This is a genomic window from Stenotrophomonas sp. YJH_SMC_58, from assembly GCF_059369635.1.
Window position 1 is genome coordinate 459483 of the sequence record NZ_JCAFSW010000001.1, and the last position, 13057, is coordinate 472539.

Below are 13057 nucleotides of genomic sequence, written 5' to 3' on the forward strand. Positions count from 1 at the left end.
CATGGGGTGGCTACATTATTTGGTGGTGTACCCACCATTGACCAGGATGGTCTGCCCGGTCATCCACCAGCCATCGGTCACCAGGAAGCGGATCCACGGCACGATGTCGGCGATGTCGGTCAGGCCGGTGCGGGTGAACGCCGAGAGCGCGGCCGCGGTCTTGTGGTACGCCTGCGCATCGGCACTCTCGGCCGGGTAGAAGAACGGCGTGTCCATCGGGCCCGGCCCGATCGCAGTCACCGAGATGCCGCGCTCACCGAACTCCTTGGACGCCGCGCGGGTGAAATGCTCAACCGGCGCCTTGGTGCCGGCATAGCTGGAATAGAACGGCGTGAACGCACCCAGCAGTGAGGTGACCAGAGTGCAGACGCGGCCACCGTCGTTGACGTGGCGTCCAGCCTCCTTGAGAAAGAAGAACGCGGCCTTGGCGTTGACCGCGCTCATCTCGTCGTACTCGGCTTCGCTGATCTCCAGCAGCGGCTTCTTCAGCACCTTGCCGACCGTATTGATGGCGATGTCGGGACGGCCGACTGCGGCCACGGCATCGGCGAACAAGCGCTCCATCGCTGCCGCCGACGTCAGGTCGCCCTGCAGGGCAACGGCCTTGCTGCCAGCGGCCTGCACGGCGGCGACGGTCGCCTCTGCATCGGCCTGGGTGGCGGCGCTGTTGTAGTGGATGACGATGGCTTTGGCGCCCTGGCTGGCGAAGTCGCGGGCGATCAGTCCGCCCAGGTTCTTGGCGCCACCGGCAATCAGCACGGTCCTGCCCTTGAGGGAATGGTCGGTCATGGCGTCGGTCTCGGGAGGGGGCTGCCCGGGGTGGCAACCCTGCCCTGACGACGATATCGTGCAGAAAATGCGGATAAAGCCCGCCGCATTGACTTAACCTTCCAGAGCCAGCGAACAATGGACCGGATCGATCGCTTCCGCATCTTCACCCGGGTGGTGGAGTGCGCCAGCTTCACCCGCGCCGCCGACCAGCTCGGCCTGCCCCGCTCCACCGTCTCGGCAGCCATTGCGGAGCTGGAGCAGCGGCTCGGCACCCGCCTGCTGCAGCGCTCGACCCGACGGGTGTCCACCACCCACGACGGCGACGTGTTCCATGCCCGCTGCCTGCGCCTGATCGCCGAAGTTGAAGACGCCGAAGCGCTGTTCCGGCAGGACGACGCGCAGCCGGTGGGCCAGCTGAAGATCGACGTGCCCAGCCGCATCGGCCGCCGCATCCTCGCCCCGGCGCTGCCCGACTTCTTCGCGCGCCATCCGCAGGTGGAAGTCGACCTGGGCATGACCGACCGCGCGGTGAACCTGATCGAAGACGGCTGCGACGCCGTGCTGCGGGTCGGGCAGTTGGGCGATTCCAGCCTGGTCGCGCGCACACTGGGCCAGCTCGACTTCGTCAACGTGGCCGCGCCGGCCTACCTGCGCGAGTACGGTGTGCCGCAGCAACCTGCCGACCTGCAGCAGCACCGGGCGGTGAACTACGCGTCGCCGACCACGGCGCGGGTGGAAGCGTGGGAATGGCAGGAGGGTACGCAGCTACGCACATTGCCGATGCCCGGCTGGGTGCGGGTGAACAGTGCAGAAGCGTCGATCGCGTGCTGCGTGGCGGGGCTGGGGCTGCTGCAGATTCCGCGCTACGACGTGCAGGCCGAACTGCAATCCGGTGCGCTGGTGGAAGTGATGCCGCAGCATGTGGCGCAACCATTGCCGGTGACCCTGCTGCAGCCGCATCGGCAGCACCGCGCACAACGCGTGCAGGTATTCATCGAATGGCTGCTGCCAGTGCTACGGAGCGGCCTGCAGCTACAGTAGATCCACGCCATGCGTGGATGCGTGCTGCAGTGCCAACCAAGGTTGGCACCTACCAGGGCAAAGACCAGCTGCAGTAGATCCACGCCATGCGTGGATGCGTGCCGCAGTGCCAACCAAGGTTGGCACCTACCAGGGCGGTGGCCGCAGAACCCGGGGCATTACGCCCCGGATTCGTCCGGCTTCACCCGGAACCATGCCGCGTACAACGCCGGCAGGAACACCAGGGTCAGCACCGTGCCGACGATCAGGCCGCCCATGATCGAGATCGCCATCGAGCCATAGAACGCGCTGCGCGACAGCGGAATCATCGCCAGCACGGCCGCCAGCGCGGTCAGTACGATCGGGCGGAAGCGGCGCACCGTCGCGTCGATGATCGAATGCCAGCGGTCATGCCCGGCATCGATGTCCTGCTGGATCTGGTCGATCAGGATCACCGAGTTGCGCATGATCATGCCGGCCAGCGCGATCGTGCCCAGCAGTGCCACGAAGCCGAACGGCGCGCGGAACAGCAGCAGGAACAACGTCGCGCCGATGATGCCCAGCGGCGCGGTCACCAGCACCATCGCCGCACGCGAGAAGCTGCGCAGCTGCAGCATCAGCAGCGTGGCCACCACCACCAGGAACAGCGGCATGCCGGCCTTGATCGAGTTCTGGCCACGTGCCGAATCCTCCACGGTACCGCCGGTTTCCAGCAGGTAACCGTTCGGCAGCTCGGCACGGATGCCATCCAGCGTCGGCAGGATCTGATGCACCACGTCCAGCGGCTGCATGCCATCGCTGATGTCGGCACGCACGGTCACCGTCGGCAGGCGGTTGCGGTGCCAGATGATGCCGTCCTCGAAGCCGTACTCCATCGTCGCCACCTGCGACAGCGTGATGCTGCCGCCGTTGGCGGTCGGCATCGACAGGCTCGACAGCAGCTCCAGCTGGTTGCGCTCGTCGGCCGGGCCACGCAGCAGCATCTCGATCTGGCGGTTGCCCTCGCGGTACACGCTCACCGACTGCCCGGCCAGCGAACTGGACAGGAACTGGCTGACCTGGGCACTGCTCACGCCCAGCGCCCGCGCACGCTCCTGGTCGATCACCAGCCGCACCACCTTGCTCGGCTCGCTCCAGTCCAGGTTGACGTTCATCACGTGCGGGTTCTCGCGCACCTTGGCTTCGACCTGGCGCGCGATCGCCTGCACCTTCTCGATGTGCTCGCCGGAAATGCGCATCTGCACCGGATAGCCGACCGGCGGGCCGTTCTCCAGGCGGGTCACGCGCATCTGCACGTCCGGGAACTTCGGAATCACCTCGTGCAGCAGCCAGTCACGTGTGCTTTCGCGCGCCTTGATGTCCTTGGCCAGTACCACGAACTGGGCGAAGTTGGTGGCCGGCAGCTGCTGGTCCAGCGGCAGGTAGAAGCGCGGCGAACCGGTGCCCACGTAGGACACGTAGTTCGCGATGCCCTCGCGGCTGGACAGCAGCTTCTCCAGCTTCTCGGCCTGGGCCTGGGTCGAGCGCAGCGATGCGCCCTCGGCCAGCTCGATGTCCACCATCAGTTCCGGCCGGGTCGAATCCGGGAAGAACTGCTGCGGCACGAAGCGGAACATCATCAGCGAGAACACGAACAGGGCGATGGTCGCGGCAATCACCCACCAGCGGTGGCGCAGGCAGCCATCGAGGAAGCGACGGAAGCTGCGGTAGAACGGGCGCTGGTACGGATCGTGGTCGTGCCCGTGCTGCGGCGGCGCGATCAGGTTGGCCAGCGCCGGATAGCGGTCGGCCCACTGCTGGCGCTTGGCATGCCAGCGCGCGGACACGCTGCCCGGCTTCGGCGGCTGCGGATTGAACAGGTCCGGCAGCATCTTGTCGCCCAGGTACGGGATGAACAGCACCGCCGCGATCCACGACACCACCAGCGCGATGGTCACCACCTGGAACAGCGAACGCGTGTACTCACCGGTGCTCGAGGCCGCCGTAGCGATGGGCAGGAAGCCGGCCGCCGTGATCAGCGTGCCGGTCAGCATCGGGAACGCGGTGGATTCCCAGGCGAAACTGGCCGCGCGCAGGCGGTCGTAACCCTGCTCCATCTTGGTGGCCATCATCTCCACCGCGATGATCGCATCGTCCACCAGCAGGCCCAGCGCCAGCACCAGTGCACCCAGCGAAATCTTGTGCAGGCCGATGTCGAAGTAGTGCATGACGAAGAAGGTCATCGCCAGCACCAGTGGAATGGTCACGCCCACCACCAGGCCGGTGCGCAGGCCCAGCGAGAAGAAACTGACCAGCAGCACGATCACCACCGCTTCGGTCAGCACCTGCACGAACTCGCCGACCGACTCTTCCACCGACTGCGGCTGGTCGGACACCTTGCGCAGCTGCATGCCCGCCGGCAGGGTCTTCTGCAGGCGCTCGAACTCGGCATCGAGATTGGCGCCGAGCTTGAGGATGTCACCGCCATCCTTCATCGCCACTGCCAGGCCGATGGCCTCTTCACCCATGAAGCGCATCTTCGGCGACGCCGGATCGGCGAAGCCACGCTTGACCTCGGCGATGTCGCCCAGGTGCACGGTGCGGTCACCGGCGCGGATCGGGAACTGGCGGATCGCTTCGATGTCGTTGAACTGGCCGGTCACGCGCAGCTGCACGCGGTCGGTGGCGGTCTCGAAGAAGCTGGTGCCGGTGACCGCATTCTGGTCGGCCAGCGCCTGCTGTACCTGCTGCATCGACACACCCAGCGTGGCCAGGCGGGTGTTGGACAGCTCGATCCACACCTTCTCGTCCTGCAGGCCGACCAGGTCGATCTTGCCGACATCGGGCACGCGCTGCAGTTCCAGCTGGATGCGGTCGGCGTAGTCGCGCATCACAGCGTAGTCGAAGCCCTTGCCGGTCAACGCATAGATGTTGCCGTAGGTGTCGCCGAACTCATCGTTGAAGAACGGACCGACGATCTCGCGCGGCAGCGTCGCACGGATGTCGCCCACGCGCTTGCGCACCTGGTACCACAGGTCCGGGATCTGCCTGGAACGCAGGCTGTCGCGGGCCATGAAGATGACCTGCGATTCGCCGGGGCGCGAATAGGAGCGGATGAACTCGTACTCGCCGGTGTTCATCAGCGCCTTCTCGATCGGCTCGGTCACCTGCCGCGAGACCTGTTCAGCGGTGGCGCCCGGCCACAGCGTGCGCACCACCATCGCCTTGAAGGTGAATGGTGGATCCTCGGACTGGCCCAGGTGCTTGTACGACCACGCGCCGATCAGCGCGAAGGCCAGCATCGCGAACAGCACCAGCGGGCGGTTGGCCAGCGCCCACTCGGAAAGATTGAAGCGGCGCACCGGCTTACTCCTTGGCCTTGGCGGCAGCGGCCGGCGCGGCCGGCTTCAGCACCGGGCGGTTCTGCCGGTCCACGGCGATCACCGGCTGGCCCGCCCGCAGCAGGTGGCCACCGGCGGCAACCACCCAGTCACCCGCGTTCACGCCGGACAGCACCGGCACGGTCTCGCTGCCAAACGCACCGGTGGTGACCGAGGCGGCCTTCAGCGTGCTGTTGGCCGGATCGACCACCCACACGCTGGCGGCACCGTTGGCACCGCGCTGCAGCGCGCCCAGCGGCAGCTGCAGGGTACCGTGGCGACCGGCGCTGCTGTAGACGCGTGCGCTCTGGCCCAGTTCGACATCGGCCAGCGCATCGGCGGCCAGGCTGACGCGGGTGGCATAGGTGCGTGCCTGCGGATCGGCGGCGGCGGCGATCTCGCGGATCGTACCGGGCAGGCGCTGGCCCGGGCGGTTCCACAGTTCCACCTCGACCGGCTGGCCGACCGCGTAGTCGCGGATGGTCGCCTCGGGCAGGTCGATCAGCACTTCGCGGCCGCCATCGGCGGCCAGGTTGAAGATGGTCTGGCCGGCGGACACCACCTGCCCGGCTTCGGCCTCGCGGCTGGCGATCACGCCATCGGCCGGCGCGCGCAGCTGCGCGTAGTCAGCCTGGTTGCGCAGCACATCGAGGTTGGCGCGGGCCGCATTGGCCCGGCCCTGCGCGGCCTTGAACGCCGCGGACTGCTGGTCCAGCTGCGAGCGGCTGACCAGTTGCTGGTCGGCCAGCACCTGGTAGCGCTTCAGGTCATCGCGGGCACGCACCAGGTCGGCCTCGGCCGCAGCCAGCTGCGCCTGTGAGGCACGGGCCTGCAGCGCGAAGTCAGCCACGTCCAGTTCGGCCAGCACGTCGCCCTTCTTCACCCGCTGGCCGGCATCGACGTGGCGCTTGACCAGGTTGCCTCCGACGCGGAACGACAGCGGGCTTTCCTGACGGGCACGCACCGTGCCCGGGAATGCCGCCGGCGCCTGTCCGGCCTGTTCGCCGGGGTGAACCACCAGTACCGGCACGGCCGCCTGCGGCGCCTGTTCCTGTCCCGAACAGGCTGCCAGCGCAGCCACCCACACCATACCGCCCATCCAGCGCACGATCTTCATCGGTCAACGTCCTGAAAACGCAGGGTTGCAACAAGGGGGAGCCGCGACTGCCGGCCCAATTTAATAAACCGGCCGGTATAGTATAAATATCGAACCGCTTGGTCTAGTATTGTTGCGATGAGTTCTTCCACTTCCCGCAAGCCGTCGGCCAAGCCCGCTGCCAAGGCCGCCGGACCCGGGCGCCCCAAGGATCTGGGCAAGCGCGCGGCGATCCTCGAAGCAGCCAAGGTACTGTTCATCGAACAGGGGTATACCGGCGTGAGCATGGACGCCATTGCCGCCCAGGCCGGCGTCTCGAAGCTGACCGTGTACAGCCACTTCGGCGACAAGGAGACCCTGTTCTCCGAGGCCGTGCAGTCAAAGTGCGTTGAAATGCTGCCCGATGCCCTGTTCGTGGCCGACGCGGACGGCCCGCTGCGCGACCAGCTGATCGGCATCGGCCTGGCCTTCTTCGAACTGATCACTTCCGATGCGGCGATCTCGATCCAGCGCATGATGATGGCGCCGGAGACCGACGAACGCCTGCGCGAGCTGTTCTGGAAGGCAGGACCGGAACGTACCTGCGAGGCCCTGGCTGACTTCCTGCGGGCACGCGCCGAGCGCGGCGAGCTGGAAATCACCGACTATTCGCTGGCTGGCGAGCAGTTCCTGACCCTGGTCAAGGGCGAAGTGCACATGCATATGATGTGCGGCATGCCACTGTCACCGGTGGAGTGCGACCCTCTTGCCCACGTGACCGCCAGCATCGACTTCTTCCTGCGCGCCTATGCGCCGCGAGGGGCCGGGACGGCTGAATAACCAAAACTGAACGAACCGGAGGTCGCGATGACTTCCGGCACTGCGACCCCGGCCACCCGGCAGCTGATGCTCTGGGCGCGCCGCCGGCCTCCGGCACCGGTAAAATGGCCGGCCCACTGCGCTGGATTTGAACCTCATGACGATTGATTACGCCCACGCCCGCGAACTGATGGTGGAACAGCAGATCCGTCCCTGGGACGTGCTGGACATCAAGGTGCTCGACGTCCTGGCCCGCCTGCCGCGCGAGGCTTTTGTCGCCGATGCACACCGGGCGCTGGCCTACGCCGATGTCGAACTGCCGATCGGCCACGGCCAGAAGATGATGAAGCCGGTCATCGAGGGCCGTACCCTGCAGGCACTGGATCTGCAGCCGGGTGACGAAGTGCTGGAAATCGGCACCGGCAGCGGCTTCCTGTCCGCCTGCATCGGCGCGCTGGCGCGCGACGTGCTGAGCCTGGAGATCGACCCGGAGCTGGCCGCCGCCGCGCGTGCCCGCCTGGACGCCTCCGGCCTGGGCACCAACGTCCGCGTGGAAGTGGCTGACGCCCTGTCCTGGCAGACCGAACGCCGCTTTGACGTGATCTGTGTCACTGGTGCGGTCGACGTGGTGCCGTCACAGTTCGCCTCGTGGCTGCGTCCGGGTGGTCGCCTGTTCGTGATCCACGGCCGCTCGCCGGCGATGGAGGCCCTGCTGGTCAAGGCCGACGGCAGCACCGAGTCCCTGTTCGAGACCGATATCGATTACCTGCGTGGTGCCGCCCCGGCCCCCCAGTTCCACCTCTGAGTCCAAGGAAGCCGCAATGATCCGCCGATCCCTCGCTGTTGCGCTGGCCACTGCCCTGCTGCCGTTGTCTGCCCATGCCGCCGACCTGCTGCAGGTCTACGAAATGGCACGCAACGGCGATCCGCAGCTGTCCGCCGCCGAATCGACCCGGCTGGTCGACAAGGAAGGCGCCGTGCAGGCGCGCGCCGCCCTGCTGCCGCAGATCAACGGCCAGGCCACGCTGAACCGCACGCGCAGCGAGCCGAACGCCGACATCAACTCCGGCTCGTTCACCAACAAGCGCCGCAATTACACGATCGATGGCAGCCAGACGCTGTTCAACTGGACCCAGATCAACAACCTGCGTTCGCAGCGTGAGCTGAGCAAGGCGGCGGACTTCACCCTCGAATCTGCCAACGACAGCCTGATCGTGCGCACCTCGGCGGCCTACTTCAACGTGCTGGTGGCGATCGAATCGCTGAACGCCGCACAGACCAATGAAGCGGCTGCGAAGAAGCAGTTCGACTTCGCCGACAAGCGCCTGGAAGTGGGCCTGGCGCCGATCACCGACGTGCACGAAGCACGCGCCCAGTACGACCAGGCGCGCGCCAACACCATCGTTGCGCAGAACACCCTGGCCGATAACTACCAGGCGCTGACCGAACTGACCGGCCAGCCGGTGACCAACCTGCGTGGGCTGCCGGCCGACTTCCGTCCGGAAGTGCCGGCCAACCGTGGCAACATCGACGAGCTGGTGCACCAGGCCACCACCCAGAATCCGGCGCTGAAGGCGCAGGAACTGAAGGTGAGCGCCGCCGAAGCCGGCGTGCAGGCCGCGCGTGGTGGCCACTACCCGACCCTGTCGCTGGGCGGCAGCTGGGGCAAGACCGCGACCTGGGGCGACAGCACCGGCTCCGGCTCGCTGTCCCCCGACGCCCGCACCAACAGCATCGGCCTGACCCTGAACGTGCCGATCTTCGCCGGCGGCGCTACCCAGTCCGGCGTGCGCCAGGCGCTGGCCCAGCGTGACATTGCCCAGGACGGCTACGAGCAGCAGAAGCGTGCCCTGGACCGCAACACCCGCAATGCGTACCAGACCCTGGTACAGGGCATCAGCGAAGTGGAAGCCCGCCGCCTGGCGGTGGTCTCGGCACAGAGCGCCTATGACGCCTCGCAGGTCGGCCTGGAAGTCGGCACCCGTACCGTGCTGGACGTGATCCAGAACCAGCGCATCCTGTTCTCGGCGCAGCTGGACTACGCCCAGGCCCGTTACACCTTCCTGCAGAACCGCCTGCTGCTGAGCCAGTCGCTGGGTGCGCTGGACGTGGCCGAGCTGCAGGACGTCAACCGCCTGCTGACCCAGGACGCGGGCAACCCGGCAACCACCACGCACTGAGTCGTCAGCCTGCCGGTCACGAAGAAGCCATCCGCGAGGGTGGCTTTTTTGTTGGTCGCGCGGACGGAAGCATGCACCCACCGACCGTCAGCCGGGCCAGACCCGCATCCGTTCGACTGCGGCCAGCAGACACAGTGCGATGGCGACGGGAGCCAGCACCGGCAGGGCGCGTGACCGCGGTGCCCGTCCGCGCAGCACGGCCACGCACACGGCCCCCATCACCAACAGGGTTGCCGGACCAGGCAGTACCGGCAGGCTGCCCATGGGCGCCCACAACGCCAGCAATGCCGCCGACAGGACGACGGCAACCGGCACCAGTCTCTCCAGGAACTCCAGGGATCGGTCACCTGCCGTCGGCCACAGCTGCATCGCCACCCGCGCAGCCAACATCAGCAGCACCAGGATGAGCGCCACCAACCCTGCCACTCCGGCCAGCGGCAGCAAGGGCATCGCCCAGTACAACTGCGGGTGATGCTGCAGGGCGACCGACAAAGGCCGCGTGCTGGCCAGGGCCGGAAATTCGACCAGGCCCGTCTGCAACGCGGCCAGTACAATCAGCAGCACCATGGCCAGCAGCACGCACGCCGGCAGCAGCGGCGGCCGTGCCCTCGCCTGCCTGCCGATGCCAGGAAATCCCATCGCCAGGCCAACGGTGGCGAACACACCGTACAGCGGCACGCTCGCCGCCAGTACACCGCCGATCCCGAAGCGATAGGGTGCCGTTGCCGGCGGCAGCCATGGAATCCAGTACGCGTAGTGCACATGGCGGGCTGCCAGCACCAGCAACAGCAGGCCGGCGCCGACCTTCACCGTCAGCAGCACGCAGGCAACCAGCACCACACGGTGTGGCCGCAGCGACCCGACCGCTGCAAGCAACAGCAGGCTGGCAGCAGCCATCAGTTGACCCGGCATCCCGTTGCTGGCCTCGATTCCACAACCAGCCAGCAGAACATGCAGATGGTTGGCGACGGACTGCGCAACGCCAGCGGCAGTCACCACCAGTTCCAGCAGCAGCGCGCCACCGAGCAGAACGGCCGGCACGCCTCCCCAGCAGTCCCGCACCACGCCATGCAGGCCATCGGCAGCGGGCCTTTGCTGGTTCAGAACGTGCAGGCAGTACAGCAGCGGCCCTGTACCCAGCGCGGCCAGCAGCAGGCTCAGGACGATGGCCGGGCCTGCCTGGGCTGCGGTGTGCTGCCCGACCAGCGCGACCACGCCGCCTCCCAGCAGCAAGGTCAGTGCCACCACCACAAGGCGATCGCCGTACCCGGGCTCATCGATGCCGGGGCTGCTGTCGCTGTCCATCGCAAGTTCCCTTGATATCCGCCCAAGCGCGGTCGACAGCAGACTGACAGCCTGTGCCGGGAGGCGGTATCGGAATACGCGCCATGCGCATCACGATGTGACGGCAGGCACGTTGGCAAGCAAGCTCCCGGTCCCGCTACGACAGATTCCAGGTCGCTAAGCAGAATTGACGCGGTCTTTCACGACAGTCACGTCGCGTGCGCCGGCCCTTCGGACTCAGCGGCAAGGCGGCGGCAGGTGCGGTCCGACCAGCGCCAGCGTACGCTGCAGGGCACCGCGTCCGTTGCTGATCAGCGTGCAGCCTGCCCGCGCCATGTCCTCGCGTGCCTGCGGATCTTCGAGCAGGTGCTGCAGCAGTTCGCCGACCGCCTGCACGTCTTCGCCGATCAACAGCGCGCCCGCCTCGCGCATGCGGCGGGAAATCTCCGAGAAGTTGTGCAGGTGCGGGCCCGTCACCGCAGCGGTGCCCATCGCCGCCGGCTCCAGCAGGTTGTGGCCACCGATCGGCTGCAGGCTTCCACCGACAAACGCCACCTGCGCGCAGGCATAGAACGGCATCAGCTCGCCCAGGGTATCGATGACGAACACATCGGTTCCAACCTCCGGCCACTGCTTCGCGCGCCGGGTTGCCACGTTCCAGCCCTGCTCCCGCGCCAGCGCCTCCACCTTCGGGAAGCGCTCGGGATGCCGGGGCGCCCACAGCAGCAACAGGTCGGGGTGCTGCCGGCGCAGGCGACGATGCAGATCGATCACCGCCTGTTCTTCACCATCATGGGTACTGGCGGCGATCCACACCGGCCGCCGGGCCGGCACGCGGGCATGGAACTGCTCGACGAAGCCCTGCACGTCCGGCGTAGTGATGTCGAACTTCAGGTTGCCCAGCGCCTGCACCTGCTCCGGCGCGGCACCCAGCTGCACGAAACGCTCGGCATCGTCCTGCGACTGAGCGGCTACGCAGGTGACCGTGCGCAGTGCGCGGCGGATCAATGACGCCAGCAGCCGGTAGCCCCGCAGCGAACGCGCCGAGAGGCGCGCGTTGAGGATGTAGACCGGAATGCCACGGTCACGGCAGCCGAACAGCATGTTCGGCCACAGTTCGGTTTCCAGGATCAGCGCCAGGCTGGGCTGGAAGTGGCCGAGGAAGCGGTTGACGCTGCCGGGCACGTCATACGGCAGGTAGACGTGGTCCAGGGCGTCGCCCCACAGCGCACGCACGCGCTCGGAGCCGGTCGGGGTGATGGTGGTGATGACCCAGCGGATGTCCGGGCGCTCCTTGCGCAGCGCGTTCACCAGCGGCGCAGCGGCATTGACTTCGCCCACCGAGACCGCGTGCAGCCAGACCCGCGGTTGGCCGGTGGGCTGCGGATAGGAAGCATAGCGCTCATCCCAGCGCCGGAAGTATTCACGGACCCGGAAGCCGCGCCAGACCAGGTGGTACACGGTGATCGGCAGCAGGATGTAGAGCACGACCGAGTACAGGCCGCGCAGGATCCATTCGACAGGGTCTTTACGCATGCGGCAAGGATACGGGAGCCCCCCGGGAAAGACACGCGGCCGCCTTGGTAGAATGGGCCAATGTCCGATGCCACCACCGCCGTCCGCCCGTCGCTGCGCGATCCCCGCAACTGGCCGATGTTCGCCGCCATGCTGGGCGCCTTCGCCATCGCCCGCCTGCCGTGGATGCTGCAGCGTGCGCTGGGCCGGGGCGTCGGCTGGATCACCTGGCGCCTGCTGGGCAGCCGTCGCCGCGCCGCCGAGGTCAACCTGCAGCTGTGCTTCCCCGAGAAGGACGAGGCCTGGCGCCAGCGCCTGGTGCGCGACAGCTTCGATGCCCTGGGTGTGGGCGTGTTCGAGTGCATCCGCGCCTGGTGGGGCAGCATCGACAGCATCCGCCCGCAGGTGCAGATCGAAGGACTGGAACATCTACGGCAGATGCAGGCGGAAGGTCGTGGCGTGCTGCTGGTGTCCGGCCATTTCATGACCCTGGAAATGTGCGGGCGCCTGCTGTGCGACTACGTTGATCTTTCAGGCATGTACCGCAAGCACAAGAACCCGGTGTACGAGTGGGCGGTGAAGTTCGGCCGCCTGCGCTACGCCAAGGCAATGTTCGCCAATGAGGACATCCGCGCTACCGTGCGCCACCTGAAGAAGGGCGGCTTCCTCTGGTACGCGCCCGACCAGGACATGCGCGGCAAGGACACCGTGTTCGTGCCGTTCTTCGGCCACACCGCTTCGACCATCACCGCCACCCACCAGCTGGCGCGGATGACCGGCTGTGCGGTGATCCCGTATTTCCATCGCCGCGAAGGCGGGAAGTACTTCCTGAAGATCGGCGCGCCACTGGAGAATTTCCCCAGCGACGACGTGGAAGCCGATACCACGCGGGTCAACCAGGCCATCGAAGAGATGGTGCGCGAGGCGCCCGACCAGTACCTCTGGATCCATCGCCGATTCAAGCGGCAGCCGGGTGGCCGGAGCGCTTTCTACAAGTAACGCGGGGAGCGGATTGGCTCTCTCCACGCATGGCG

At 67.2% G+C, this 13057-nt stretch carries 10 protein-coding genes; 5 read left to right on the forward strand and 5 right to left on the reverse strand.

Annotated elements, in window-relative coordinates; translation table 11 throughout:
- Nucleotides 1–15 precede the first annotated feature (15 nt).
- Nucleotides 16–789, reverse strand: a complete 774-nt coding sequence (locus AC5P68_RS01995; protein WP_033835636.1) for an SDR family oxidoreductase — start codon at nucleotides 787–789, stop codon at nucleotides 16–18.
- 117 nt (nucleotides 790–906) lie between these two features.
- Between AC5P68_RS01995 and AC5P68_RS02000 the strand changes: the two genes are divergently transcribed.
- Complete coding sequence (locus tag AC5P68_RS02000) at nucleotides 907–1812, forward strand: LysR family transcriptional regulator (protein ID WP_231522129.1); 906 nt, start codon at nucleotides 907–909, stop codon at nucleotides 1810–1812.
- A gap of 158 nt (nucleotides 1813–1970) precedes the next feature.
- Here AC5P68_RS02000 and AC5P68_RS02005 read toward each other — a convergent pair whose 3' ends face one another.
- The gene (locus AC5P68_RS02005) at nucleotides 1971–5132 is read right to left on the reverse strand and encodes an efflux RND transporter permease subunit (protein ID WP_005410957.1); all 3162 of its coding nucleotides are present in this window, start codon (nucleotides 5130–5132) and stop codon (nucleotides 1971–1973) included.
- Between the two features lie 4 nt (nucleotides 5133–5136).
- Complete coding sequence (locus AC5P68_RS02010) at nucleotides 5137–6267, reverse strand: efflux RND transporter periplasmic adaptor subunit (protein ID WP_423373121.1); 1131 nt, start codon at nucleotides 6265–6267, stop codon at nucleotides 5137–5139.
- 117 nt (nucleotides 6268–6384) lie between these two features.
- Between AC5P68_RS02010 and AC5P68_RS02015 the strand changes: the two genes are divergently transcribed.
- The 3 genes from AC5P68_RS02015 to AC5P68_RS02025 all read left to right on the forward strand — a co-directional run bounded on the left by AC5P68_RS02015 (nucleotide 6385) and on the right by AC5P68_RS02025 (nucleotide 9224).
- On the forward strand, nucleotides 6385–7065 hold the full coding sequence (locus AC5P68_RS02015) for a TetR/AcrR family transcriptional regulator (RefSeq protein WP_033835640.1): 681 nt from the start codon (nucleotides 6385–6387) through the stop codon (nucleotides 7063–7065).
- Nucleotides 7066–7201: 136 nt separating this feature from the next.
- Entirely contained in the window at nucleotides 7202–7849 is a 648-nt protein-coding gene (locus tag AC5P68_RS02020) for a protein-L-isoaspartate O-methyltransferase family protein (protein ID WP_005414414.1), read from the forward strand.
- A gap of 16 nt (nucleotides 7850–7865) precedes the next feature.
- A complete protein-coding gene (locus AC5P68_RS02025) occupies nucleotides 7866–9224 on the forward strand; it encodes a TolC family outer membrane protein (RefSeq protein ID WP_033835642.1) in 1359 nt (452 codons plus the stop codon).
- Between the two features lie 87 nt (nucleotides 9225–9311).
- Here the strand turns inward: AC5P68_RS02025 and AC5P68_RS02030 are convergent, their stop codons facing one another.
- Nucleotides 9312–10529, reverse strand: coding sequence for an amino acid transporter (locus AC5P68_RS02030; RefSeq protein WP_231522130.1), 1218 nt, complete (start codon nucleotides 10527–10529; stop codon nucleotides 9312–9314).
- Nucleotides 10530–10745: 216 nt separating this feature from the next.
- The gene (gene waaA / locus AC5P68_RS02035) at nucleotides 10746–12044 is read right to left on the reverse strand and encodes a lipid IV(A) 3-deoxy-D-manno-octulosonic acid transferase (RefSeq protein WP_049403581.1); all 1299 of its coding nucleotides are present in this window, start codon (nucleotides 12042–12044) and stop codon (nucleotides 10746–10748) included.
- 60 nt (nucleotides 12045–12104) lie between these two features.
- Here waaA and AC5P68_RS02040 point away from each other — a divergent pair, with 60 nt between their 5' ends.
- Nucleotides 12105–13022, forward strand: a complete 918-nt coding sequence (locus tag AC5P68_RS02040) for an LpxL/LpxP family Kdo(2)-lipid IV(A) lauroyl/palmitoleoyl acyltransferase (RefSeq protein WP_033835645.1) — start codon at nucleotides 12105–12107, stop codon at nucleotides 13020–13022.
- Nucleotides 13023–13057: the final 35 nt, after the last annotated feature.

Bases quoted from the DNA above. Each gene is read 5' to 3' on its own strand.
- AC5P68_RS01995 (WP_033835636.1), bottom strand. From the start codon at position 789: ATGACCGACCATTCCCTCAAGGGCAGGACCGTGCTGATTGCCGGTGGC.
- AC5P68_RS02000 (WP_231522129.1), top strand. From the start codon at position 907: ATGGACCGGATCGATCGCTTCCGCATCTTCACCCGGGTGGTGGAGTGC.
- waaA (WP_049403581.1), bottom strand. From the start codon at position 12,044: ATGCGTAAAGACCCTGTCGAATGGATCCTGCGCGGCCTGTACTCGGTC.
- AC5P68_RS02040 (WP_033835645.1), top strand. From the start codon at position 12,105: ATGTCCGATGCCACCACCGCCGTCCGCCCGTCGCTGCGCGATCCCCGC.
- AC5P68_RS02025 (WP_033835642.1), top strand. From the start codon at position 7,866: ATGATCCGCCGATCCCTCGCTGTTGCGCTGGCCACTGCCCTGCTGCCG.
- AC5P68_RS02010 (WP_423373121.1), bottom strand. From the start codon at position 6,267: ATGAAGATCGTGCGCTGGATGGGCGGTATGGTGTGGGTGGCTGCGCTG.
- AC5P68_RS02020 (WP_005414414.1), top strand. From the start codon at position 7,202: ATGACGATTGATTACGCCCACGCCCGCGAACTGATGGTGGAACAGCAG.
- AC5P68_RS02015 (WP_033835640.1), top strand. From the start codon at position 6,385: ATGAGTTCTTCCACTTCCCGCAAGCCGTCGGCCAAGCCCGCTGCCAAG.
- AC5P68_RS02030 (WP_231522130.1), bottom strand. From the start codon at position 10,529: ATGGACAGCGACAGCAGCCCCGGCATCGATGAGCCCGGGTACGGCGAT.